At 72.2% G+C, this 23,241-nt stretch carries 22 protein-coding genes and 1 riboswitch; of the genes, 4 read left to right on the top strand and 18 right to left on the bottom strand.

Annotated elements, in window-relative coordinates; all coding sequences use genetic code 11:
• Positions 1 to 206: 206 nt before the first annotated feature.
• Positions 207 to 1,187 (bottom strand): DNA polymerase III subunit delta, encoded by a 981-nt coding sequence (gene holA, locus N8J89_RS07255; protein WP_283663569.1) that lies wholly within the window; start codon positions 1,185 to 1,187, stop codon positions 207 to 209.
• Positions 1,188 to 1,299: 112 nt separating this feature from the next.
• Positions 1,300 to 1,430: riboswitch (SAM riboswitch) on the top strand.
• Positions 1,431 to 1,441: 11 nt separating this feature from the next.
• Here holA and thrC point away from each other — a divergent pair.
• Positions 1,442 to 2,707: a threonine synthase gene (thrC, locus tag N8J89_RS07250; RefSeq protein ID WP_283663568.1), complete on the top strand. Its 1,266-nt coding sequence runs from the start codon at positions 1,442 to 1,444 to the stop codon at positions 2,705 to 2,707.
• 102 nt (positions 2,708 to 2,809) lie between these two features.
• Here the strand turns inward: thrC and N8J89_RS07245 are convergent, their stop codons facing one another.
• From N8J89_RS07245 to nadD, 7 genes are all read right to left on the bottom strand, one after another.
• Positions 2,810 to 5,323 carry a DNA internalization-related competence protein ComEC/Rec2 gene (locus N8J89_RS07245; protein ID WP_283663567.1) on the bottom strand — a complete coding sequence of 838 codons (2,514 nt, stop codon included), beginning with the start codon at positions 5,321 to 5,323 and terminating at the stop codon, positions 2,810 to 2,812.
• A gap of 421 nt (positions 5,324 to 5,744) precedes the next feature.
• Positions 5,745 to 6,320, bottom strand: a complete 576-nt coding sequence (locus tag N8J89_RS07240; protein WP_283663566.1) for a ComEA family DNA-binding protein — start codon at positions 6,318 to 6,320, stop codon at positions 5,745 to 5,747.
• Positions 6,321 to 6,823: 503 nt separating this feature from the next.
• Complete coding sequence (locus tag N8J89_RS07235; RefSeq protein ID WP_283663565.1) at positions 6,824 to 7,675, bottom strand: DegV family protein; 852 nt, start codon at positions 7,673 to 7,675, stop codon at positions 6,824 to 6,826.
• 11 nt (positions 7,676 to 7,686) lie between these two features.
• Positions 7,687 to 8,403 (bottom strand): diglucosylglycerate octanoyltransferase, encoded by a 717-nt coding sequence (gene octT, locus N8J89_RS07230; RefSeq protein WP_283663564.1) that lies wholly within the window; start codon positions 8,401 to 8,403, stop codon positions 7,687 to 7,689.
• Positions 8,400 to 9,011: a histidine phosphatase family protein gene (locus N8J89_RS07225; protein ID WP_283663563.1), complete on the bottom strand. Its 612-nt coding sequence runs from the start codon at positions 9,009 to 9,011 to the stop codon at positions 8,400 to 8,402. Before N8J89_RS07225 ends, octT begins: the two co-directional genes overlap by 4 nt.
• Positions 9,008 to 9,403 (bottom strand): ribosome silencing factor, encoded by a 396-nt coding sequence (rsfS, locus tag N8J89_RS07220; protein ID WP_252486019.1) that lies wholly within the window; start codon positions 9,401 to 9,403, stop codon positions 9,008 to 9,010. The genes N8J89_RS07225 and rsfS overlap by 4 nt, the downstream gene beginning before the upstream one ends.
• Before the next feature lie 58 nt (positions 9,404 to 9,461).
• Positions 9,462 to 10,058 (bottom strand): nicotinate-nucleotide adenylyltransferase, encoded by a 597-nt coding sequence (gene nadD, locus N8J89_RS07215; protein WP_252486020.1) that lies wholly within the window; start codon positions 10,056 to 10,058, stop codon positions 9,462 to 9,464.
• A 286-nt stretch (positions 10,059 to 10,344) separates the two neighbouring features.
• Between nadD and N8J89_RS07210 the strand changes: the two genes are divergently transcribed.
• Positions 10,345 to 11,034 (top strand): nitroreductase family protein, encoded by a 690-nt coding sequence (locus N8J89_RS07210; protein ID WP_283663562.1) that lies wholly within the window; start codon positions 10,345 to 10,347, stop codon positions 11,032 to 11,034.
• Here N8J89_RS07210 and N8J89_RS07205 read toward each other — a convergent pair whose 3' ends face one another.
• From N8J89_RS07205 to N8J89_RS07185, 5 genes are all read right to left on the bottom strand, one after another.
• Positions 11,035 to 11,262, bottom strand: a complete 228-nt coding sequence (locus tag N8J89_RS07205; RefSeq protein ID WP_283663561.1) for a ferredoxin — start codon at positions 11,260 to 11,262, stop codon at positions 11,035 to 11,037.
• 12 nt (positions 11,263 to 11,274) lie between these two features.
• Positions 11,275 to 12,495, bottom strand: coding sequence for a cytochrome P450 (locus tag N8J89_RS07200; protein ID WP_283663560.1), 1,221 nt, complete (start codon positions 12,493 to 12,495; stop codon positions 11,275 to 11,277).
• Between the two features lie 10 nt (positions 12,496 to 12,505).
• Positions 12,506 to 13,708: a cytochrome P450 gene (locus N8J89_RS07195; RefSeq protein ID WP_283663559.1), complete on the bottom strand. Its 1,203-nt coding sequence runs from the start codon at positions 13,706 to 13,708 to the stop codon at positions 12,506 to 12,508.
• Between the two features lie 107 nt (positions 13,709 to 13,815).
• Positions 13,816 to 14,385: a TetR/AcrR family transcriptional regulator gene (locus tag N8J89_RS07190; RefSeq protein ID WP_283663558.1), complete on the bottom strand. Its 570-nt coding sequence runs from the start codon at positions 14,383 to 14,385 to the stop codon at positions 13,816 to 13,818.
• Between the two features lie 57 nt (positions 14,386 to 14,442).
• Positions 14,443 to 15,747, bottom strand: a complete 1,305-nt coding sequence (locus N8J89_RS07185; RefSeq protein WP_283663557.1) for a glutamate-5-semialdehyde dehydrogenase — start codon at positions 15,745 to 15,747, stop codon at positions 14,443 to 14,445.
• Between the two features lie 81 nt (positions 15,748 to 15,828).
• On the opposite strand from N8J89_RS07185, the gene N8J89_RS07180 reads away from it, so the two are divergent.
• A complete protein-coding gene (locus N8J89_RS07180) occupies positions 15,829 to 17,940 on the top strand; it encodes a RecQ family ATP-dependent DNA helicase (RefSeq protein ID WP_283663556.1) in 2,112 nt (703 codons plus the stop codon).
• On the opposite strand, the gene N8J89_RS07175 is transcribed toward N8J89_RS07180, so the two are convergent.
• Positions 17,941 to 19,200, bottom strand: coding sequence for an FAD-dependent oxidoreductase (locus N8J89_RS07175; RefSeq protein WP_283663555.1), 1,260 nt, complete (start codon positions 19,198 to 19,200; stop codon positions 17,941 to 17,943).
• Between the two features lie 113 nt (positions 19,201 to 19,313).
• Between N8J89_RS07175 and N8J89_RS07170 the strand changes: the two genes are divergently transcribed.
• Positions 19,314 to 19,940 carry a TetR/AcrR family transcriptional regulator gene (locus tag N8J89_RS07170; RefSeq protein ID WP_283663554.1) on the top strand — a complete coding sequence of 209 codons (627 nt, stop codon included), beginning with the start codon at positions 19,314 to 19,316 and terminating at the stop codon, positions 19,938 to 19,940.
• Here the strand turns inward: N8J89_RS07170 and proB are convergent.
• The 4 genes from proB to rplU all read right to left on the bottom strand — a co-directional run bounded on the left by proB (position 19,937) and on the right by rplU (position 23,219).
• Positions 19,937 to 21,049 carry a glutamate 5-kinase gene (proB, locus tag N8J89_RS07165; protein ID WP_283663553.1) on the bottom strand — a complete coding sequence of 371 codons (1,113 nt, stop codon included), beginning with the start codon at positions 21,047 to 21,049 and terminating at the stop codon, positions 19,937 to 19,939. The two genes, N8J89_RS07170 and proB, sit on opposite strands and share 4 nt — an antisense overlap.
• Positions 21,050 to 21,057: 8 nt before the next feature.
• Positions 21,058 to 22,530: a GTPase ObgE gene (gene obgE, locus N8J89_RS07160; protein WP_283663552.1), complete on the bottom strand. Its 1,473-nt coding sequence runs from the start codon at positions 22,528 to 22,530 to the stop codon at positions 21,058 to 21,060.
• Between the two features lie 107 nt (positions 22,531 to 22,637).
• Positions 22,638 to 22,895, bottom strand: a complete 258-nt coding sequence (gene rpmA / locus N8J89_RS07155) for a 50S ribosomal protein L27 (protein WP_185002165.1) — start codon at positions 22,893 to 22,895, stop codon at positions 22,638 to 22,640.
• Between the two features lie 15 nt (positions 22,896 to 22,910).
• Positions 22,911 to 23,219 (bottom strand): 50S ribosomal protein L21, encoded by a 309-nt coding sequence (gene rplU, locus N8J89_RS07150; RefSeq protein WP_185002164.1) that lies wholly within the window; start codon positions 23,217 to 23,219, stop codon positions 22,911 to 22,913.
• Positions 23,220 to 23,241 lie beyond the last annotated feature (22 nt).

Genomic DNA, 23,241 nt, shown 5'->3' with positions numbered 1-23,241 from the left:
GGCCTGACCCACCACCAACCGCCTGCCACCCGGCAGGCCCCGGCGAGGTTCCTCGGCACGCCGCTAGCCGAGGAACCTCGCCAGCCACGTCTCCAGGCATTCCGGCCGGCACGCGCCTCGCGCCCCGGCCCGGGACAGCGCCAGTCTCGGCATCTCGGCGACAGCCGTCCGCGGCACCCGGACCGCTGCCATCCTCGGCCCTGGGCTCAGCGTCCCCGTCGGGCCAAGATCAACCGCAGCACGGCCCGCTCCAGCGCGTATCCCGCGTCCGCGGCGACACCCTTCACGTCCGCGTTCAGCCCGGCCACCAGGTTCATCGCCTCGGCCAGGCCCTCGGGCTCCCAACCGCGGGACTGGCCCAGTGCCTTCTTGACCTTCCACGGCGGCATGCCCAGCTGACCGGCCAGCGCGAACGGATCGGCCCGTCCGCCGGCCGAGACCCGCGCGATGGTCCGGACCGCGTCGGCCAGCGCGTCCGCGACCAACACCGGCGGCACCCCGGTCTGCAGCGCCCAGCGCAACGCCTCCAGCGCCCCGGCCCGGTCGCCGGTCACCGCCTTCTCCGCGACCACGAACCCGGTCACCTCGGCCCGGCCCCGGTGGTAGCGGCGCACCGCCTGCTCGTCGACCGAGCCGCCGGTGTCGGCCACCAGCTGGGAGGCGGCCGCGGCCAGCTCCCGCAGGTCCGATCCCACGGTCTCGATCAGCGCGGCCAGCCCGGCCGGGTCGACCCGGCCACCCGCCCGGCGGAACTCCTCCTTGACGAAGGCCTCGCGGTCGGCGGGCTTGGTCAGCTTCGCGCAGGTGGTGATCTTGGCGCCCGCCTTGCGCAGGGCGTCCGGCAGCTCCTTGGCGAGCTTGCCCCGCCCGCCGCCGCTGTGCACGACCACCAGCACCACGCCCTCGCTGGGCGCCTTGCAGTAGGAGCCGATCGCCTCCGCGATCTCCTTGCCCGCCTCCTGCGCGGCCTCCAGGACGATGACCCGGCCCTCGGCGAACAGGGAGGGACTCACCAGCTCGATCAGCTCCGGCGGCGTGAGGTCGGTCACCCGGACCTTGGTCAGCTCGGCCTGCGGATCGGCCAGCCGCGCCGCGTCGAATGACGCCTTCACGGCCCGCTCGACCAGCAGTTCCTCTTCCCCGATCACCAGGTGCAGCGGCTCGGGGGTGACGGCTGGGGCGCTCACACCGGCAATCCTTTCACGGGGGTCTGACAGCCCTGCGGCCTCCCGCATACTGGGCTGGCGGTAGCTCTCAGTGGCGACCGTGCCGTACGGTGAGCCACAGACAACTGAATACAGCTCATCCAGAGGGGTAGAGGGATCGGCCCTACGACACCCCGGCAACCGGCACAGGCTCGACGCGAACTCCGCGAGGGAGCAGGTGAACACGGTGCCAAATCCGCCCCGCGGCAGCGGGAAAGATGAGGAGATACCTCGCGATGACGACCATCGAGGCGCCCAGCAGCGCCCAGCAGATCCTTGACCTCGGCCCGGCGCGCAGCCTGGTCTGCCGGGAGTGCGGCCACCAGGTCCCACTTGCCGCCGAGTTCGCCTGTGCCGAGTGTTTTGGTCCCCTTGAGGTCGGCTACGACTTCGGGACCGTCCGCCGGGAGGACATCGAGGCGGGCCCGCAGTCGATCTGGCGCTACCGCAACCTGCTCCCCGTGCCGTCCACTGTGGACGCCCACCCGAACACCGACCCCGGCTGTACCAGGCTGGTCCGCGCGGACCGCCTGGCCAAGGCGCTGGGTGTCCGCCGGATCTGGGTGAAGGACGACACCGGCAACCCCACCCACTCGTTCAAGGACCGCGTGGTCGCGGTGGCCCTGGCCGCCGCCCGCGAACTGGGCTTCAAGGTCCTGGCCTGCCCCTCCACCGGCAACCTGGCCAACGCCGTGGCCGCGGCCGCCGCCCGCGCCGGCTGGGAGTCGGTGGTGCTGATCCCGTCCTCGCTGGAACGGGCCAAGATCCTCACCACCGCCGTGTACGACGGCGCCCTGATCGCCGTCGACGGCAACTACGACGACGTGAACCGCCTGGCCACTGAGCTGGCCGCGGACCACGAGGACTGGGCGTTCGTCAACGTCAACGTCCGGCCCTACTACGCCGAGGGCTCCAAGACCCTGGGCTACGAGGTCGCCGAGCAGCTCGGCTGGCGGCTGCCGGACCAGATCGTGGTGCCCATCGCCTCCGGCTCCCAGCTGACCAAGGTCGACAAGGGCTTCCGCGAACTGGGCGAGCTCGGCCTGGTCGAGCAGAGCCCCTACCGCGTCTTCGGCGCCCAGGCCACCGGCTGCTCCCCCGTCGCCGCCGCCTTCAAGGCAGGCCACGACGTGGTGACCCCGGTCAAGCCGGACACCATCGCCCGCTCCCTGGCCATCGGCGCCCCGGCCGACGGCCCGTACGTACTCGACACGGTCCGCCGCACCAACGGCGCCATCGAGAACGTCTCCGATGAAGAGGTGGTCGAGGGCATCCGGCTGCTCGCCCGCACCGAGGGCATCTTCGCCGAGACCGCGGGCGGCGTGACCGTCGCGACGGCCAAGAAGCTCATCGAGACCGGCCAGCTCGACCCGGACGCCGAGACCGTCCTGCTGATCACCGGCGACGGCCTGAAGACCCTGGACGCGGTGCAGGACCGGATCGGCCCCCGCGCCACTGTCCCGCCGTCGGCCGCGGCGGTCCGCGAGGCCCTCGGCCTCTGATCCCACGCTTCGCCGCACGGCGTGCCAACCGGTTCTGGTGACTGGGTGGCACGCCGTGCGTGTTCGTGGCGGGTGGCGTGTGGGCGTCGCGGGTCGGCTGGGTCATCTGGGTGTCCGGGATTTTTCTTTGCCGTGGCGGGAGATCACCGGGCCTTGCGGGCTGGGGGCGATGGCCAGGTCGCCGTCTTGGTCGGTGCGCAGCACCTGGGTGCCCTGGGTGTGGAGGGTGTCCAGGATCAGCGGGCTGGGGTGGCCGTAGTCGTTGTCCGCGCCGACGCTGATCAGCGCGACCCGGGGCCGGACGGTGGCCAGGAACCTGGGCAGGCTGTAGCGGGAGCCGTGGTGCGGGACCTTGAGGATGTCGGCGGACAGCTCGGATCCCTTGTCCGCCAACAGGTCTGCTTGACCGGCTAGTTCGATGTCGCCGGTGAGCAGGACCCGGCCCGCGGTGGTGTGCGCGCGGATGACCAGTGAGGCGTCGTTGAGGGCGGTGCCGCTGGCGCGTTCGCCGGTGGCGCCCAGCGCCGTGGGGCTGCGGGGGCCGAGGATGTCGACGGTCAGTGCGGGCCAGGTGGTGCTGGTGCCTGGGTGGAGCTCGACCAGGGGCACCCCGGCGGCCCCGGTGACGCGGCGGATTTCCTTGACGGCCCAAGGTGGTTGCTGGACGGAGCTGATGCCGACCGCGCCCACCGCGTGCTCGGCGAGGACCTCGGCCAGGCCGCCGATGTGGTCGGCGTGCAGGTGGGTGAGGACCAGCAGCGGGATCCGGTCGATGTCCAGGTCGCGGAGGCAGGCGGTGATGGCGATCGGGTCGGGGCCGGTGTCGATCAGCACCGCGCGGCCCGGATCGGCGGTGGCCAGGACGATGGCGTCACCCTGGCCGACGTCACAGGCCACCACGGCCCAGCCGGGTAGCGGCCAGCCGGGGCGCAGCACGCGGATGGGCACCAGGACCAGGATCGCGAGCAGGGCCGCTGCCAGGAACAGGACGCGGAACCGGCGTCGCCTTAGCAGCAGGGCGAGCACGAGCAGGACACCGATGAGGAGGAAGGCGCCGCCGGCACCGCTGGGCCAGGGCAGGGTGGACATGGGCACGGCGGCCGCGTGGTGGGCGACGGTGACCAGCCACCACATCGCCGGGCCGGTGACGTGGACCAGGAGTTCGGCGGCGCCGGGATGGATCACCGACAGGACAGCGGCCAGCACACCGAGAACCGTGGCCAGGGCGACCACCGGTGCGGCGAGCAGGTTGGCCAGGATGGCGGTGAGGCTGAGCTCGCCGGTCATGCCGACCACCACCGGGGCGGTGAACAGGTGGGCCGCGGCGGGGATGGCCAGCGCTTCGGCCAGACCGCCGGGGACGCCGCGTTGACGCAGGTTGTCCGACCAGCGTGGGGCCAGCAGGACCAGGGCCGTGGTGGCCAGTACGGACAGCAGGAAACCCAGGTCGCCGGCGAGTTCGGGATCGGCAAGCAGCAGGATCGTGATGGTGCCGGCCAGGGCGGGAATCGCGGCTCGTTCCCGGCCGGAGGTCAGGGCGTAGAGGCCAATGGCGGCCATGACCGCGGCGCGGAGGACGCTCGGCTGGGGCCGGGCCAGGATCACGAATCCCAGTAGCGCCAATGCCGCTGCCGCTGTCGCCGTGCGGGGACCGGCACGGAGGGCTTGGCACAGCAGGAGAACCGCGCCGCAGACGATCGCCAGGTTGGTGCCGCTGACGGCCAGCAGGTGCGACAAGCCCGCGGCGCGGAAGTCGGCGACGACTCTGGGGGCGAGGGTTGTGGTGTCGCCGACCACGAGGGAGGGCAGCAGGCCCGCCTGGTCGCTGGGGAGGACGGCGCTGGCCTGACGGAGGCCGGTGCGGATGTGGGTGGCGGCGCGTTGCCAGAACGGTGGTGTGCCAAGGAGTTCTGGCGCGTTGTGCACTCGGAGCACGGCGGCTGTCAGGTCGCCGGGGCGGGCTGGGGCCAGCTTTCCGGTGGTGCGCAGGCGTTGGCCGGGCGAGACCGCGGACCAGGAGTCGTGCAGGGCGAGCAGGAGGACGGTGCCGCCGGTGGACAGCTGGTCGCCGGTGGCGTGCGCGGATTCGAGGTCGAGGGTGAGGACGGTGCCGTTGCTGTTGGTGGGGCGGCCGCCGTAGGCCGGGGTGCGCATGGGGCGGGGGTCGCCGGTGACGGTGCCGGTGAGGGTCGCGGTGGCGCCTCGTTCGGCGAGGGCGTGCAGGGGGTGGGTGGCGGTGGCGTGGGTTCTGAGGGCGATGCCGATGGCGGCGGCTCCGGCCAGGGCGCAGGTAGTGAGGGTTGCGGCGGCCAGGCGGTGGCGGAGGAGTCGGCGGGAGTGGGAGCGGCGGGGCGGGGTGGGGGCGTGAGGTGTCGAGGCGGGGGCGGGGGTTGCGGGGTGGGTGGGTTTGCGGGGGCGGGGTAGGAGGCAGGCGGCGGTGACCGCGGTCGCGGTGAGCAGGATCGCGGTCAGGGTGGCGGGGAGCCAGCCGGTGTGGAGGCCGAGCAGGGTTACCGCCCAGGTGGCCAGGGCGGCGGGGACCAGGCGTAGGTCCGGGCCGGAGGGTGGGGGCGGCTCGGAGGCTGGCGGCTCGGAGGCTGGCGGCTCGGGTGGCACCGGAGGTGACATTTCAGGTGGCTCCGGAGCTGGGGACGCGGGTGGCACCGGAGGTGACGCTTCGGGCGGCTTCGGGGCTGAGGGCATGGGTGTGCCCGGAAGCTCCGGAGCTGAGGGCATGGGTGAACTCGGAGGTGACACCTCGGGCGACTCCGGGGCCGGGCTCTCGGCTGGGCCCGGGGTCACGGGATGTGGTGGCTCCGGGGCTGGTGGGTCGCGGAGAACAAGTCGTTCGCGCGGTGCGCTGCTGCTTCCCCCCTTTCCGCGCCTTGTCGCCGTGGGTACGGGTGCACGCTCTCCCCTTTCTCGTGCGTCGGCCACGGCGATCTGCCGCGTCGGACGACTCGTTCTCCGCATGTGTGTTCCTGCCTCGGTGCTCGGTCCCGGTGGCTTGGTCCCTGCTCGGGACCGGCGCCCTGGGTCAGAGGCTCACCAGCTCGCGGAGCCGGGCGAGGCGGGACTCTCCAATACCCTCGATCTCCCGCAGCTGGTCGATCGAGGTGAAGCGGCCGTGCTTGGTCCGCCACTGGACAATGCGCTGCGCCGTCACGGGACCCACTCCTGGCAGTGCGTCGAGGGCGGCGGTGGTCGCGTTGTTCAGGCTGACTTTGGCGGTGCCACCGGGAGGCAGGCCCTGGCTGTCCGGGAGCTGCTCGGGTGGTGGCGGGATACCGACGTGCACTTGCTCCCCGTCGGTCAACCGGCGGGCCAGGTTCAGGCCGTTGAGGTCGACGTTCGGGTGTGCGCCGCCTGCCGCCTGGACGGCGTCCGCGACGCGAGCCCCTTCGGTGAGGGTGACCAGCCCGGGTCTGGTCACCCTCCCGACCACGCTGACCACCAACGTGGCGCCAGCGCCCGTGGTGGCTGGGGGTTTGGTGGTCGGAGGGGCGGCGGGACCGGCCGACTGGGACAGCTCCGGAGCGGTCTCCCTGGTCGGCCGGTCCTGCCACACCAGCAGCGCGGTCGTCGCGACAGCCAGGACTGCGACGACCGCCACTGCCAGTGCCGCCGGTCGGCCGGGGTCCCACCTGACTCCCCTCGGACTCCTTGGCAGGAACCGGGAAAGCCACTTCGGGGTGCGGGACAACGGCCGGGCCGGCAGTTGGTGGCCTGACTCGTCCAGCTGGATGACCTTGATGCCATCCAGTTCGGGGGGCGGGTCGGGGCCGGGTCTTGCGCGTGCGGCGGCGGCCAGCTCGGACAACCGGTTCCGGGCGAGGTCGCGTCGGGTGCTGGTTGCCGCGGTGAGGAAGCGCCACATGGGATCGACGCTAGGGGCGGGAAGGAGGGGGATCCAGCGGGGGCGGGGGTGGCTGTGGATAGGTGGGGTGTTGTGGATAAGTGCTGGTGGGGAGGGTGGAGGGAGCTGTGGTGGGGGTGCGGGTGGTGTAGGGTGCCGCGCTTCGTCGGGGGCGGGAAGCGGGCGCGGGCGGACCAAGCCGAGGCTGTGATGGAAGAGCGCTGGACCGCTGGCGGATTGAGGGTGGAGCGGTGGTGGCGTTAGACAGGCTGGCGGGGCAGGACGACTACGCCCAGGACGCCGGGGCCGGTGTGGGCGCCTACTACCGCGCCTACTTCGGAGATGACGCAGCCGTCGCAGCCGGGGATGCGTTCGTCCAGGCGGCCGGCCAGTTCCGCGGCGCGTTGTGGGGAGCCCAGGTGGTGGACCGCTACCTCTACCGGGCCTTGGCCTGCGGCTTCGGTGGCCAGGTCGACCAGGCGGGACACGGCGCGGCTGGTGGTGCGGACCTTTTCCAGGGGCAGGATTCGGCCGTTTTCCACGTGTAGCAAGGGTTTTACCGCCAGGGCGGTGCCCAGGAGGGCGGCGGTGGGGGTGATTCGGCCGCCGCGGCGGAGGTGTTCCAGGGTTTCCAGACAGAAGAAGGTTCTGGTGTGGGTGGCGGTGTGGGTGGCTACCGCTTCGATCTCGGCTGGGGTGGCGGACTGGGTGGCGGCTTTGGCGGCGGCCAGGACGGCGAAGCCGAGGCCCATGGCGGTGGAGCGGGAGTCGACGACGCGGACCCGGTCCGAACCCACCTCCAGCGCGGCCAGGCGGGCGGCGTCCCAGGTGCCGGAGAGTTCGCGGGACAGGTGGATGGAGACGATGCTGGTGGCGCCGGTGGCCAGGGCTTCGCGGTAGGCGGTGGCGAACTCGGCGGGGGTGGGGCGGGAGGTGGTGACGGTGCGACGTTCAGCCAGGGCCGCCGCGAGCTCGCTGGGGCCGATGTCCTTGCCGTCCAGGCCGCTTTCGCCGTCCACCGTGACGTGCAGGGGCACCTCGTGGATGCCGTGGCGGGTCGCGAAGCCCTCCGGCAGGTACGCGGTGGAGTCGGTGAACACGGCGACGGACACGGGGACGCAGCCTACGGAAGCATCGGGCGGAGCAGGGCGGCCAGTGCCGTGCCGACCTCGGCGTGTGCGGAATATCCCCAGTGCATGCCGTCCGGGTTGCCCGCACCACCGAAGATGTGCGGGCGGACCAGGGCCGGCAGGTCGAGCAGGGGGACCTCGGTGCGGGCGGACCAGGCGCGCAGGGCCGCGGCCGCGGGGGCGTGGCCGGTGTGCACGTGGCCGTAGTCGGCTGAGTTGTGCACCGACGGGAGGATGCCGGCCACCGGGAGTCCTGGGCGGATGGCGCGGACCGCGCGCAGGCAGCGGTCCAGGTAGGCCACGGTGAGGTGCGGGGGCAGCGCCACCGGGTGGCCGCGGAGCAGCCTGGCCAGGTGCGGCTGGGCGGCCAGGTAGCTGGATCGGGCAAACCTGCGGAGGGGGTCCGGGCGCAGGTGGCGCAGGCCCTCGCGCAGGTAGGTGGGCAGCGGGCTGGGCAGCGTGTCCATGCTGCCCAGCGCGAGCACCAGGGCGTCGGCGCTGGGCAGCACCGACCACAGCCGGGGGTCGCCGGTGAGCGCCCACCAGCCGTGCCGGGCGGTCCAGCCGAAACCGGCGAACAGCTCCGCCGCGCGACCCAGCCCGGCCGCGGCGATGTTCGGCCACAGCCGGGGATCGTCGGCGGGCAGCGCGTGTTCCGGGCCGTGGAAGGCCAGCGAGTCGCCCAGGACCAGCAGGCGTCCCCGGCTCAACCAGTCGCCCCCACGTTGTGGCTGATCAGCCGCCACTTGGTGTCGTCGGCGCGGCGGGCGAGCACGGTCCAGTGGCAGTTGTGCAAGCCACCGAGGGACGGCCAGATCTCCACCGGCAGTGCCAGCAGCCTGGCGATCAGGCCGGTGATCAGGCCGCCGTGCGCGCACAGCAGCGCGGTGCCGTCGGTGGTCAGGTCCAGTTCGGAGACCACCTCGACCGCGCGCGTGGCGACCTCCAGCCGGTTCTCACCGCCGGGCGGGGCGAAGGTGGGGTCGGCCCGCCAGCGGTCCAGCGCGCCGGGCCAGTCCGCCTCGACCTCCGCGCCGGACATGCCCATCCACTGGCCGACGTCGGTCTCCCGCAGCCGCTTGTCCATCCTCGGCGTCATCCCGGTGGCCGCGGTGAACGCCGCCGCGGTGTCCGCGGCCCGCCGCAGGTCCGAGGTGACCAGCAGGTCCGGTTCCAGCGCCGCCACCAGGGGCGCGGCCCGCTTGGCCTGGGCCAGGCCGATGTCGTTCAACTCGACGTCGAGCTGGCCCTGGAGCCGGCCGGAGGCGTTGTGGCCGGTCTGCCCGTGCCGCCACAGGATCAGCCTGGACAGGGTCACGCCTGGACGTCCTCGTCCGCGGGCTGGTGCGCCACCACGTCCTCGAACTCGATCCGCGGGCAGTCCTTCCACAGCCGCTCCAGGCCGTAGAACGAACGCTCCTCGGCGTGCTGGATGTGCACCACCAGGTCCACGAAGTCCAGCAGCACCCAGCGCCCCTCGCGGGCGCCTTCCCTGCGCACCGGCTTGCTGCCGGCCTCGCGCATCTTCTCCTCGACGCTGTCCACGATCGCCTGCACCTGGCGCTCGTTGGGCGCCGAGGCGATCACGAAGACGTCGGTGATCACCAGCTGGTTCGACACGTCCAGCACCACGATGTCGTGGGCCTTCTTGTCGGCCGCCGCGAGTGCGGCGACGTGGGCCAGCCGGCGGGCCTCCTCGGTCGCTGACACGTTGCTCCTCCCCGTGCGACCTTCGGGGTCCGCACAGGTCACTCAGGGTACCGGGCGGTCAGGGCGCCGGGTCGCGGTAGAGGTTCCGCTTCGAGATGTACTGCACCACACCATCGGGCACCAGGTACCAGACCGGCATGCCCTTGGCCACCCGCTCCCGGCAGTCGGTGGAGGAGATGGCCATCGCGGGCACGTCGACCAGGCTGACCGCGCCGCGCGGCAGGTGGTCGTCGTCGAGCTGGTAGCCGGGCCGGGTGACCCCGACGAAGTGGGCCAGCTCGAACAGCTCGTCCGCCCGCCACCAGCCGAGGATCTGCTCCAGCGCGTCCGCGCCGGTGATGAAGAACAGCTGATCGTTCGGATGCTGTTGGTGCAGGTCGGAGAGGGTGTCGATGGTGTAGGTGGGTCCGGTGCGGTCCACGTCGACCCTGCTCACCGAGAACCGGGGGTTGGACGCGGTGGCGATCACCGTCATCAGGTAGCGGTCCTCGGGCGAGGACACCACGTGGTGTTCCTTCTGCCACGGCCGCCCGGTCGGCACGAAGATCACTTCGTCCAGGTCGAACCGGGCCTGCACTTCACTGGCGGCGACCAGGTGCCCGTGGTGCACGGGATCGAAGGTGCCGCCCATCACGCCAAGTCGACGCCCGGACATAACAGGTCAGCGTAGTTGGCACTGGTCACAAAAGGCAGATCGGGAGAGCCGGGCCACAGCGCCGTCCGTAGGAGGCCCGCCGGTCGCTCTCCCCGACCGGCGGCCCTCCGCGCGACCGGCGGCGGTGGCTGGGGGTCCCGGCCGCCGGGTCGCGGGCTGCTCCCCCGTGGGAGCCCGCGGCAACGAGACGCTCGATCGGGTGACACGTGACGCGGTTCGCCGAGAAGTTTCGCGTTCACTCGTTCAGCCCTGCTTACGTCCGAAGGCCGGGACAATACTGTCCGCCATGAGGACATGGACCCCGTTGCACGGCCAGCCCTACCAACCGGTTCCGTACTCCCCCGCGCGGATCCCGGCCAAGCAGGCGCTGAAGATCTCCACCGAGTTGCGGGACCGGATGGACCAGCGGCGCACGGTGCGCAGCTTCGCCCCGGACCCGGTGCCCGAAGAGCTGGTGCTCAACGCGATCGCGGTGGCCAACACCGCGCCCTCTGGCGCGCACCAGCAGCCCTGGACCTTCGTGCTGGTCGAGGATCCCGAGGTGCGGGCGCGCATCAGGGCAGCCGCGGAGGCGGAGGAGAAGGTCTCCTACGACGGCAGGCTGGGCGAGGAGTGGCTGGCCGCGCTGCGCCCGCTGGGCACGGACGCGGTCAAGCCGCACCTGACCGACGCGCCTTACCTGATCGTGGTGTTCCAGCAGCGGTTCGGCCTGCGCGCGGACGGCACCAGCTACAAGCACTACTACGGCGACGAGTCGGTGGGCATCGCGGTGGGCATGCTGCTGACCGCGCTGCACCTGTCCGGGCTGGCCGCGCTCACCCACACGCCGAGCCCGATGCGCTTCCTGGGCGAGGTGCTGGGGCGGCCGCGCAACGAGAAGGCGTTCGCGGTGATCCCGGTCGGGTACCCGGCCCCCGAGGCGCAGGTACCCGACCTGGTGCGGAAATCAATGGACCAGGTGCTGGTCCGGATCTGATCAGTCGGCGGGCGCGAGCACCTTGCCGCTGCCGACCTCGGTCACCTGGATCGCCTCGGCCGGGCACTGGTCGGCCGCGTCGGTCACCACCTCGGCCGGGTCGATCTCCGGGTGCACGGGTTCGGCGTAGCCCTCGATCAACTTGAAGAACTCGGGCGCCGCGCCCGCGCACATCCCGGACCCGATGCAGTCGTGGGTCACCTTGACCCGCCAGCGTTCACTGCTCACCACATGCTCCCGTCACCAGGCGATCGGCAGGGACAACGGGCCGCGTGCCAGCAGCCCCGCCTTCCACGGTATCGCTTCAGCCGGGACGGCGAGCCGGAGGTCCGGGAACCGCTCCGCGAGCTGCCGCAGCACCAGCCGCAGCTCCATCTTGGCCAGCAGCGCGCCGAGGCAGTGGTGCACGCCGTGGCCGAAGCCGAGGTGCGGGTTGTGCTCGCGGTCCAGCCGCACCTCGTCGGGGTCGGTGAACACCTTCGGGTCGCGGTTGGCCACGGCGAGCTGGATCAGCACCGTCTCGCCCGCGCGCACCAGCACCTCGCCGATCCGCACGTCCTCGGTGGCCACCCTCGGGAAGCTGCCGGAGGTGCGCAGCGGCGTGGTCCGCAGCAGCTCCTCCACCGCGCTGGGCACCAGGTCAGGGTCGTCCCGCAGCTGGGCGAACAGCGCGGGCCGGTGCAGCAGCACGTAGGTGAAGTTGGCGATCTGGCTGGCGGTGGTCTCGTACCCGGCGATCAGCAGGTTCACCCCGACCCGGACCAGCTCCTGCTCGCTGAGCCGGTCGCCCTCGTCGCGGGCCAGCACCAGCGCGCCGAGCAGGTCGTCACCGGGCTCGGCGCGCCGCCGCTCGATCAGCGCCCGCAGGTAGTCCTCCAGCTGGTCGCGGGCCTGGTTGACCTGGTCAGCGGTGTACTTGGTGGTCGCGCCCATCACCTCGGTGAAGGCCCGGAAGTGGTGCTCGTCCTGCGCGGGCACGCCCAGCAGGTGCGAGATCACCGTGATGGGCAGTGGCAGCGCGACGTGCTCGACGAAGTCCGCGGGCGAGCCGTGCGCGACCAGGCCGTCGAACAGCCCGCTGACGATCCGCTCGGTGTCCGGGCGGAGCTTGTCCACCCGGCGCATGGTGAACTCCTTGGCCACCAGCCGCCGCAGCCGGGTGTGCTCCGGCGGGTCCATGGTCAGCATCATGCCGCGCCGCAACGGCCACGGCGTGACCCGAGGGGTCTCCGGCGCGGTGGCCGCGTCCCCGCTGAACCGCGGGTCCACCAGGACCTGCTTCACCTCGGCGTACCCGGTCACCAGCCAGGCCTCCGCCGGTTCGCCGTCCCGGCCGCCGTAGGGCAGGCGCACCCTGGCCACCGGCTCATCCCGTTGCAGCACCGCGTATTCCGGGTACAGGTCGAGCTTGACCGCCTCCCCGAACGGGTAAGCGGGACAGGTCCTCGGTTCGACGCTCATCTCCCCCTCCTCACCAGGTCACCGGCAGCGACAGCGGCTGCCGGGCGAGCAGTCCGGGCTTCCACGGGATCTCCTCGGCGGGCACCGCCAGGCGCAGGCCGGGGAACCGGCTGACCAACGCGGAGAGCACGAGCTGGAGCTCCAGCCGGGCCAGCAGCGCTCCGAGGCAGTGGTGCACGCCGTGCCCGAAGGCCAGGTGCGGGTTGTGCTCGCGGGCCAGGTCCCGCAGCTCCGGATCCGCGAACACCCTCGGGTCGCGGTTGGCCTGGCCAACGTTGATCAGCACCGCCTCGCCCGCGCGCACCAGCACGCCGCCGACCTCGATGTCCTCCTTGGCCACCCGGGGAAAACTGCCGGCCGACCGCAGCGGGATGACCCGCAGCAGCTCCTCCACCGCGGTCGGCACCAGGGCCGGCTCGGCCACCAGCCGCTGGTACAGCTCGGGCTGGGACAGCAGGGTGTAGCTGAAGTTGCCGATCTGGCTGGCGGTGGTCTCGTGCCCGGCGATCAGCAGGTTCAGCCCGACCCGCACCAGCTCCTGTTCGCTGAGCCGGTCGCCCTCGTCACGGGCCAGCACCAGCGCGCCGAGCAGGTCGTCAGTCGGGGCGGCGCGGCGCTGGGCGACCAGCTCGGCCAGGTAGCCCTCCAACTCGCCCCAGGCGTGGTTGATCTCCGCCGGGGTGTGCGCGGTGGTCGCGGTGAGCACATCGGAGAAGCTGCGGAACCGGTGCCGTTCCGCATACGGCACACCGAGCAGCTCGCAGATCATGGTAATCGGCAGTGGCAACGCCAAGTGCCGCACAAGATCGGCGGGTTTGCCGTGCGCGACCATCTCGTCCAGGAACTGCGCGACGTGTTCCTCGGTATGTGGGCGGAGTTTCTCCACCCGGCGCATGGTGAATTCCTTGGCCACCAGTCGCCGGACCCTGGTGTGCTCCGGCGGGTCCATGGTCAGCAGCGGGCCGGGGCGCAGTGGCAGCGGCTCGACCCTCGGCGTCGCCGGGTCCATCGCCAGCGCCATGCTGAACCGGTGGTCACCGAGGACCTGGCGCACATCGGCGTGCCGGGTGGCCAGCCACGCCTCGGCAGGCTGACCGTCGCGGCCGCCGTACGGTAGGCGGATGCGGCTCATCGGCTCCTCGTCCTGGAGCCGGGCGTAGGTCGGATGAAGATCGAGTCGAACGGTTTCCCCGAATGGGTAAGTCCGTGCCATGACTGGAAGTTAGAGACCGCCTGATTTAACGGTCAACGAAGGAAAGCCACGCTTCAGAATTTCGGTAATGGCCGTCCACTAATTCACGTGGGTGGTATGCGCGCGGCTCACTCCGCGGTCTTCTCCAGCAGCGCGGCCACGCCGAGGCGCACGTAGCGCTCGACCACCGCGGGGTCGGCGTCGGCGAACTGCTCGGACTGGAGCACCGAGCGGGCCAGCCCGATGCCCATCAGCCAGGACAGCACCAGCGCGGCGCGCAGTTCGGCGTCCGGGCCGTCGGTCAGCCCGGTCAGCGCGGCCAGGTACTTCGCGCCGACCTCCCGGCGCAGGAACGCGGCGGCCTCGTCGTGCCCGGCCGAGCGCAGCAGCGCGGCGAACGCGCGGGCCTCCGCGTCGACCTCCTTGTCCAGCAGCTGGCGCAGCATCCGGACCGGGATCTCCTTGGCCGGACCGGCCAGCAGCTCCTGCGAGCTGCCCGCGACCACCTCGCGGAACAGGTCCTCCTTGGAGCCGAAGTAGCGGAACAGCAGCGCCTGGTTGGCCCCGGCGCGGGCGGCGATGTCCCGGACCGTGGTGCGCTCGAACCCGCGCTCGGCGAACAGCTCGGCGCCCGCGGTCAACAGCGCGGCGCGGGTGGCGGCGGCATCGCGGCGGCGTGGCTTGGCAGGCTCGGTCACCCGGACATTCTGAGTGACCGAGCTGGAAAAAAGGTGCATTCCGACCTGATCGGTAGGTCAGGAGACGCCGCGCACGTGCCCTTCGCCGAAGACCAGCCACTTCGAGGAGGTCAGCTCGGCCAGGCCCATCGGACCGCGGGCGTGCAGCTTCTGGGTGGAGATGCCGATCTCCGCGCCCATGCCCAGCTCGGCGCCGTCGGTGAAGGCGGTGGAGGCGTTGACCATCACCGCGGCCGCGTCCACCCGGGCGGTGAACTCGCGGGCGGCGCGCAGGTCGCCGGTGACGATGGCCTCGGTGTGCCCCGACCCGTGCTCGTTGATGTGCGCGATGGCCTCGGCCAGCGAGTCGACCACCTTGGCCGCGATGTCCAGGCTGAGGAACTCGGTGTCCCAGTCCTGTTCGGTCACCGGCACGGTGGCGACCCCGGCCAGCGCGGCGAAGCGCTCGTCGGCGTGCAGGGTGACCCCGGCCGAGGACAGCTCGCGGGCCAGCTGCGGCACCACCTTGTCCGCGATCGCGCTGTGCACCAGCACCGTCTCGGCGGCGTTGCACACGCTGACCCTGCGGGTCTTGGCGTTGAGGGTGATCCGGGTGGCCATGTCCACATCGGCGGCGGCGTCGAGGTAGACGTGGCAGTTGCCGACCCCGGTCTCCAGGGTGGGCACGGTGGCCTCGGTGACCACGGCGGAGATCAGCCCGGCGCCCCCGCGCGGGATGACCACGTCGACCAGGCCGCGCGCGGTGATCAGGTGCCGCACCGAGGCGCGGTCGTGGCAGGGCAACAGCTGCACCGCGTCGGCGGGCAGGCCGTGCTCGGCGAGCACGTCGCGCAGGATGGCGACCAGCGCGGTGTTGGAGCGCTCGGCGGTGGAGGATCCGCGCAGCAGCACTGCGTTGCCGGACTTCAGGGCCAGCCCCGCGGCGTCCACGGTGACGTTCGGGCGGGCCTCGTAGACCATGCCCAGCACGCCCAGCGGCACCCGCACCTGCCTGGTCTCCAGGCCGTTGGCCAGCAGCCCGCCGCGCAGCACCTCGCCGACCGGGTCCGGCAGCCCGGCGACCGTGCGCAGGCCGTCCGCGATGCCCTCGATCCGGGCCGGGTTGAGCGCGAGCCGGTCCAGCAGCGACTGGGTCAGGCCCGCCGCCTTGCCCGCTTCCAGGTCCGCGGCGTTGCCGGTGAGCACCTCGTCCACGCGGGTGGTCAGCGCTTCGGCCATGGCGTGCAGGACGGCGTCCTTGACCGCGCGGGTGGCCACCGCGAGCTCGCCGGCGGCGACTCTGGCCCTGCGGGCGGCGGCGAGCACCTGCTCGCGCAGCTCGTCGGTGGCGGGGACGGCTTCCTGCTCGGTGCTGCTGCTCACCCGGTCAAGCCTACGGGGCGGCGGCAACCGGGTTCGCGGGGCCGCCGCGCCGCTGTCGGAGGCATGCGGCAGGGTGGGGGTGTGGACGAACAGGTCTTGCGCGAACTGGCCGAGGAACGCCTCCGAGCACTGGCGGGGCCGGAAGCCCGGCTGCGCGAGGACCAGTGGGCGGCGATCCGCGCCCTGGTGGTCGACCGCAGGCGCACGCTGGTGGTGCAGCGCACCGGCTGGGGCAAATCGGCGGTGTACTTCGTGGCCACCGCGCTGCTGCGGGAGCTCGGCGAAGGCCCGACGGTGATCGTCTCGCCGCTGTTGGCCCTGATGCGCAACCAGGTCGCCGCGGCCGCGCGGGCCGGGGTGCAGGCGGCCACCATCAACTCGGCCAACGCGCAGGAGTGGAACACCGTGCAGGAGGCCGTCGCCATGGGCGAGGTCGACGTGCTGCTGGTGAGCCCCGAACGGCTGAACAACCCCGACTTCCGCGACTCCGTGCTACCCGAACTGGTGCAGGACACCGGCTTGCTGGTCGTGGACGAGGCGCACTGCATCTCCGACTGGGGCCACGACTTCCGCCCGGACTACCGCAGGCTGCGCACGCTCATCGGCGAGCTGCCCGAGGACATCCCGGTGCTGGCCACCACCGCCACCGCCAACGACCGGGTGGTGCACGACGTGGCCGAGCAGCTCGGCCTCGGCGACCAGCAGGCCCTGGTGCTGCGCGGGCCGCTGGACCGGGAGAGCCTGCGGCTGTCCGTGGTCCGGCAGCCGAACGCGGCGCAGCGGCTGGCCTGGCTGGCCAAGACCCTGCACGAGCTGCCCGGCTCCGGCATCGTCTACACGCTCACCGTGGCCGCGGCCACCGAGGTCTCGGCCTTCCTGCGCGAGCACGGGCACACCGTGGCCGCCTACTCCGGCCAGACCGACCCGGCCGAGCGGCAGCAGGCCGAGGAGGACCTGCTGGGCAACAAGGTCAAGGCGCTGGTCGCGACCTCCGCGCTGGGCATGGGTTTCGACAAGCCGGACCTCGGCTTCGTGGTGCACCTCGGCGCGCCGCAGTCGCCGATCGCCTACTACCAGCAGATCGGCCGCGCGGGCCGTGGGGTGCGGCGGGCCGAGGTGATCCTGTTGCCGGGCGCGGAGGACCGGGACATCTGGAACTACTTCGCCTCGATGGCCTTCCCGCCGGAAGCCCTGGTGCGCCAGCTGCTGGACACCCTCCAGTCCGCGGGCGGCACGCTGTCCACCGCGGCGCTGGAGCCCAGGGTGGAGCTGAGCCGCAGCCGGCTCGAGGTGGTGCTCAAGGTGCTCGACGTGGACGGCGCGGTGCGCCGGGTGCGCGGCGGCTGGGAGGCCACCGGGCAGGAGTGGCGTTACGAGGCCGACCGGTACGCCAGGGTGGCCAAGGCCCGCGAGGCCGAGCAGCAGGCGATGCTGGACTACCAGTCCACCAAGGGCTGCCGGATGGAGTTCCTGCTCCGCCAGCTGGACGACCCGCAGGCCGTGCCGTGCGGGCGCTGTGACAACTGCACCGGCCAGAACTGGTCCGCGGAGGTGCCGGCAGAGGCGGTGGCCGAGGCCGGCGCGCGGCTGCGGCGGCCGGGGGTCGAGCTGGCCCCGCGCAAGCAGTGGCCGACCGGCATGTCGGCCATGGGCATCGAGCTGAGCGGGCGGATCGCGGGCGAGGAGTCCGCCGAGACCGGGCGGGCGCTGGGCAGGCTCACCGACATCGGCTGGGGCAACCGGCTGCGCGGGATGTTCGCCGCGGGCGCGCCGGACGAGCCGGTCAGCGACGAGGTGTTCAACGCCTGCGTCACGGTGCTCGCCGACTGGAAGAACCACTGGTCGGCCCGCCCGGTCGGGGTGGTCGCGATCGAGTCCCGCACCCGCCCGCAGCTGGTGGCCAGCCTGACCAAGCGGCTGGCCGCGATCGGCAGGCTGCCGTTCCTGGGCCGGGTCGCGGTGGACGCCGGGGTGCGCCGCTCCGGCGCGAACAGCGCGCACCGGGTGGCCGGGTTGACCGCGGCGCTGCGGCTGCCCGACGACCTGGTCGCGAATCTGTCCACTGTGGACGGTCCGGTGCTGCTGGTGGACGACTTCACCGACTCCGGCTGGACCATGGCGGTGGCGGCCAGGCTGATCCGCCGCGCCGGCGCGAAGGGAGTGCTGCCGTTCGCGCTGGCCAGCACCAGCTGATCACCGGAACAGGCGCTTCAGCGGCGGCACGGCGGCCGCGGTGCGCAGCACGGTGCGGAACATGAGGCGGCCGAACCGGTTGGCGGAGACGAACTGGCCGGCCGCGCGCAGTGAGTCGCGCACGGCCTGGAAGCCGTAGTCGCGCATCTGGCGCTCGTAGTCGCCCACCGCGTCGAGCAGGTCCCGTTCGCCCCGGTGCGCGGCGATCAGGTTGTGGCACAGCACGTTCGCATCACGCAGCGCGATGTTGGCGCCGATGCCGCGGAAGGGCGTCATGCTGTGGATGGCGTCGCCGATCAGGGTGATGTTGGTGGCAGGCCAGGGATCCACCGGCACCGAGGTGCGGATCGGCAACAGGGACACCACCGCCGGGTCGGTCTCGGCGACCAGCCGCCGCAGCAGCGGGTGCCAGCCGTCGATCAGCTCGCCCGCCCGCGCGCGCAGCCCGGCTGGGTCCAGTTCGGCCAGCCCGGACTCCTTGGTGGCCAAGGCCCACATCAGGTAGCTGCTGGTGTTGTCGAACAGCGCCGCGTCCACCGCGTAGGTCTCGTCGTTGCCGCCGATGCCGGTCGTCCGGTCACCGTCGAGCTCGTGCGGGGCCAGGAACATGCCGTGGTCCCTGGCCGCGGTGACCAGCTTGGGCCCGGCGAGCAGCAGTTCGGGCAGCCAGGCCCGGTTCGCCGGGGTCAGCGGCAGCTTGCCCACGATGCCGCGCACGCCGGTGTCCACCCGTTGCGCGTGCGGCAGGAACTGGCGGCGCACCTTGGAGTTGCCGCCGTCCGCGCCCACCAGCAGGTCGGCGGTGGCGGTACTGCCGTCGGCGAAGTGGCAGGTGACCTCCCCGTTCGGCGCGCGCTCGTAGCGCTCGAACACCTTGCCGTGCCGGACGATCCCGTCCAGTCCGGCGGAGAGCACCTGGTGCAGGGTGATCCGGCTGGCCGAGTGGTGCGCGTCCTGCGGGGCGGGCGGTGTCACCGGGCCGTCCAGTAGCAGCAACGGTTCCATGCGCTCGGTGAGGAACCCGAACCCGCCGCCGTCGCGGCCCGCGGTGTCCAGGAACGCCTGCCAGGTCTCCGGCGGCAGGCAGCCGTGCAGCGCCCGCGCGCCCTCCGGGTGGATGTGCACCCGGTAGCCCTGCAACCGTTCGGTGCGTGAGGGCGAGCGCTCGTACACCGCCACCTCCACCCCGGCCCGGTGCAGCCCCTGGGCCAGGCACAACCCACCGGTCCCGCCGCCGACCACCGCGACTCGAAACGCCATGACCATCTCCCCACTCGTCGAGCTCTTGGTGCCATCGATAATCAACCAGTTGGATGATTAAGTCAAACGAGTGGCTGATTAGCCGGAGCGGAGTGATCCGTTACCGTGGCCGGGTGGCAGATCCGCAGCAGCCCCAGCGCAGGTCACGCCGCTCCCCCGCGGCGGGCGAGCGGCAGCGCGACGCCGAGCGCACCAAGGCCAAGATCGTGACCGCGGCCATCACCGAGTTCGCCGCCAAGGGCTACGCCGCCGCCAGGGTCAGCGAGATCGCCGCCCGCGCCGGGGTGAACAAGCAGCTGATCTCCTACTACTTCGGCGGCAAGGAGGGCCTCTACCTGGAGGTCAACCGGAGCTGGGACACCGAGAGCAGGCCACTGGCCGCCCCCGGCCTGCCGCTGACCGAGGTGGTCGCGGGATTTGTCCGGCACAGCGGCCAGAACCGCGACTACGGCCGGATCATGGTGTGGGAGAACCTGTCCGAGGACTTCCCGGACGACCCGAACCAGCGCGAGTTCTTCCAGGCCAGGGTCGCCGAGATGCGCCGCCGCCAGGACGAGGGCGAGATTCCGGCCGACATCGACCCGGACTGCCTGCTGCTGGCCCTGATGGCGGCCGCCAGCGCCAGCCTCACCCTGCCCAGGGTGGCCAAGATGATCAGCGGCGAGGACCCGGACTCACCGGAGTTCACCGCCCGCTACGCCGAGCAGCTGACCAGGATCGTGCGGCACATCCAGGGCTAGAACGGCACCAGGTCGTCGGCGTGCACGACCTCGCGCCGCTGCTCGGCAGGCAGCTCGTGGCTGGACCGGCCGATCAGCGCGGGCAGCTCAGCCGCGTCGAACCCGGCCACGCCCCTGGCCACCACGTGACCGCGCAGGTCGAGCAGCTCGACCACGTCCCCGGCCTCGAAGTCGCCGTCCACACCGGTGATCCCGGCCGCCAGCAGCGAACGGCGGCGGCCGACCACCGCGGCCACCGCGCCGTCGTCCAGGTGCAGCCTGCCGGCCGCACCCGCGGCGTGGCCGAGCCAGAACCGGCGGGCGGACAGGCGGGGCCCGGTGACCGCGAAGGCGGTGCCCACCTCGGCCGGGCCGAGCGCGAGCGCCGCGTCGGCGGCCGCGGTCAGCAGCACCGGGATGCCGGCGGCCGAGGCCAGCCGGGCCGCGGCGAGCTTGGAGGCCATGCCCCCGGTGCCCAGGCCCGAACCGGCCGCGGTCACGTCAACACCGTCCACATCGGACGATCCGGCGATCTCACGGATCAGCTGAGCCCCAGGCTGCCGCGGGTTCCGGTCGTACACACCGTCCACATCGGACAGTAAAACGAGCGCGTCCGCGCCGACCAGGTGCGCCACCAGCGCGGCCAGCCGGTCGTTGTCGCCGAAGCGGATCTCGTCGGTGGCCACCGTGTCGTTCTCGTTCACCACCGGCACCGCGCCCAGCGCGAGCAGCCGGTCGAAGGTGCGCTGCGCGTTGCGGTAGTGCGCGCGCCGCACCACGTCGTCCGCGGTGAGCAGCACCTGTCCGACCACCAGGCCGAAGCGGGCGAAGGAGGCGGTGTAGGCGTGCGCGAGCTGGAGCTGGCCGACGCTGGCCGCGGCCTGCTGGCTGGCCAGGTCCCTCGGCCGCCGCCGCAGCTGCAGCGGGGCCAGTCCGGCCGCGATGGCGCCGGAGGAGACCAGCACCACCTGGCTGCCCGCCCGCTGCCGGGTGGCCAGCGCCTCCACCAGGGCGTCCAGCCGCGCCGGATCCAGCCCGCCCTCGGCCGTGGTCAGGGAGGACGAGCCCACCTTGACCACGATCCGCCGGGCGGCCGCGATCTGGCTCCGCGCCTGGGACTGCGTTGCCACCGGAGTTCTCACTCCTTGTCGTCAGCTTCCTCGTCGCCGAAGTCCTCGACGTCGACCAGCCCGCGCCGGACCCGCTTGGCGTGCTTGCGCTCGGCCGCGCCGATCCGGTCGTTGGGCTCCAGCCGGGTGTCCGTGCCGCGGCCGCTGGTCGGCCCCATCGCGGCCACGCCGGCCGGGGTGGAGGGCTCCCAGTCGAAGGTCATGTCGCCGATGGTGACCGGGCAGCCCGGCACCGCGCCCAGCTTGGCGATGGCCTCCTCGACGCCCAGCCGGTTGAGCCGGTCCGCGAGGTAGCCGATGGCCTCGTTGTTGTCGAAGTTGGTCTGCCGCACCCAGCGCTCCGGCCGCTCGCCGCGGATGATGAAGCCGCCTTCCCGCTCCGGGTCCGCGACCACGGTGAAGTCCTTCTCGTCCACCGCGCGGGGGCGCAGCACGATCCGGGTGGCTTCCTGCTTGGGCTGGGCGGCCCGGTATGCCTGCACCTCGGCGGCCAGCGCGAAGCTCAGCTCGCGCAGGCCCTCACGGGTGGCGGTGGAGACCGGGAACACCTTCAGGCCGCGCGCCTCGAACTCGGCGGTGACCATCTCGGCCAGCTCCCTGGCATCCGGCACGTCGATCTTGTTCAGCACCACGATCCGCGGCCGGTCCTCGAGCTTGGTGCCCAGCGACGGGGTGTAGCGGGCCAGCTCGTGCTCCAGCGCGTCCACATCGGAGACCGGGTCGCGGCCGGGCTCGAAGGTGGCGCAGTCCACCACGTGCACCAGCACCGCGCAGCGCTCGATGTGCCGCAGGAAGTCCAGGCCGAGGCCGCGGCCCTCGCTCGCGCCGGGGATCAGGCCGGGCACGTCGGCCACGGTGTAGACGGTCTCGCCCGCGGTGACCACGCCCAGGTTGGGCACCAGCGTGGTGAACGGGTAGTCAGCGATCTTGGGCCGGGCCGCGGACAGCACCGCGATCAGCGAGGACTTGCCGGCCGACGGGAAGCCGACCAGGCCGGCGTCGGCCACCGACTTGAGCTCCAGCACCAGGCTGCGGGTCTCACCCGGCTCGCCCAGCAGCGCGAACCCCGGCGCCTTGCGGGCCCGGTTGGCCAGCGCGGCGTTGCCCAGCCCGCCGCGGCCGCCCTGGGCCGCGATCAGCCGGGTGCCCTCGCCGACCAGGTCCGCGACCACCTCGCCGTCCTCGGTCATCACCACGGTGCCGTCCGGCACGTGCAGCTCCAGGTCGGCGCCTGCCGCGCCGTCCTGGTGCGAGCCCTTGCCGAACTTGCCGTTGCCCGCGCGGGCGTTCGGCCGGAAGTGGAAGTCCAGCAGCGTGTGCACGTTGCCGTCCACCACCAGCACGACGTCCCCGCCACGCCCGCCGTTGCCACCGTCCGGTCCGCCGAGCGGCTTGAACTTCTCCCGGTGCACCGAGGCGCACCCGTTGCCGCCGTCACCGGCCGCCGCGTTGATCACCACGCGGTCGACGAACCGAGACACTGCTCCTCCAACTTTCCTGTACTGCCTGTACACGACGCGAGGGGCGGGCCGGATATTCCTCCGGCCGCGCCCCTCGCCAAGGTCGTGCTGTGTCTCGAGACGAAGCCTCAGGCCTCGACCGGGACGATGTTCACGGTCTTGCGACCACGCTTGATGCCGAACTTGACCGCACCGGCGGACAGCGCGAACAGCGTGTCGTCCTTGCCGCGGCCAACGTCCACACCCGGGTGGAACTTGGTGCCGCGCTGACGGATGAGGATCTCCCCGGCCTTGACGACCTGGCCACCGAAACGCTTCACGCCCAGGTACTGGGGGTTCGAGTCGCGGCCGTTACGGGAGCTGGATGCGCCCTTTTTGTGTGCCATGGCTAGTCAGATCCCTTACTTCGCGATGCCGGTGACCTCGACCTTGGTCAGCCGCTGGCGGTGACCCTGGCGCTTGTGGTAGCCGGTCTTGTTCTTGAACTTGTGAATGCGGATCTTGGGGCCCTTGGAGTGCTCCACGACCTTGCCGGTCACGGCGATCTTGCCCAGGGCGTTCGCGTCGGTGATGACGTCGTTGCCGTCCACGACGAGCAGCGCGGGGAACGAGACCTCAGCGCCCGGCTCGCCGGTCAGCTTCTCGACCTCGACGACGTCGCCGACAGCCACCTTGTACTGCTTGCCGCCGGTCTTGACAATCGCGTACATAGGTCCGGAAGTCTCCTGCTAC

The organism is Crossiella sp. CA-258035 (genome assembly GCF_030064675.1).
GTDB lineage: Bacteria > Actinomycetota > Actinomycetes > Mycobacteriales > Pseudonocardiaceae > Crossiella.
This window is presented reverse-complemented; position numbering and strand designations above follow the sequence as displayed.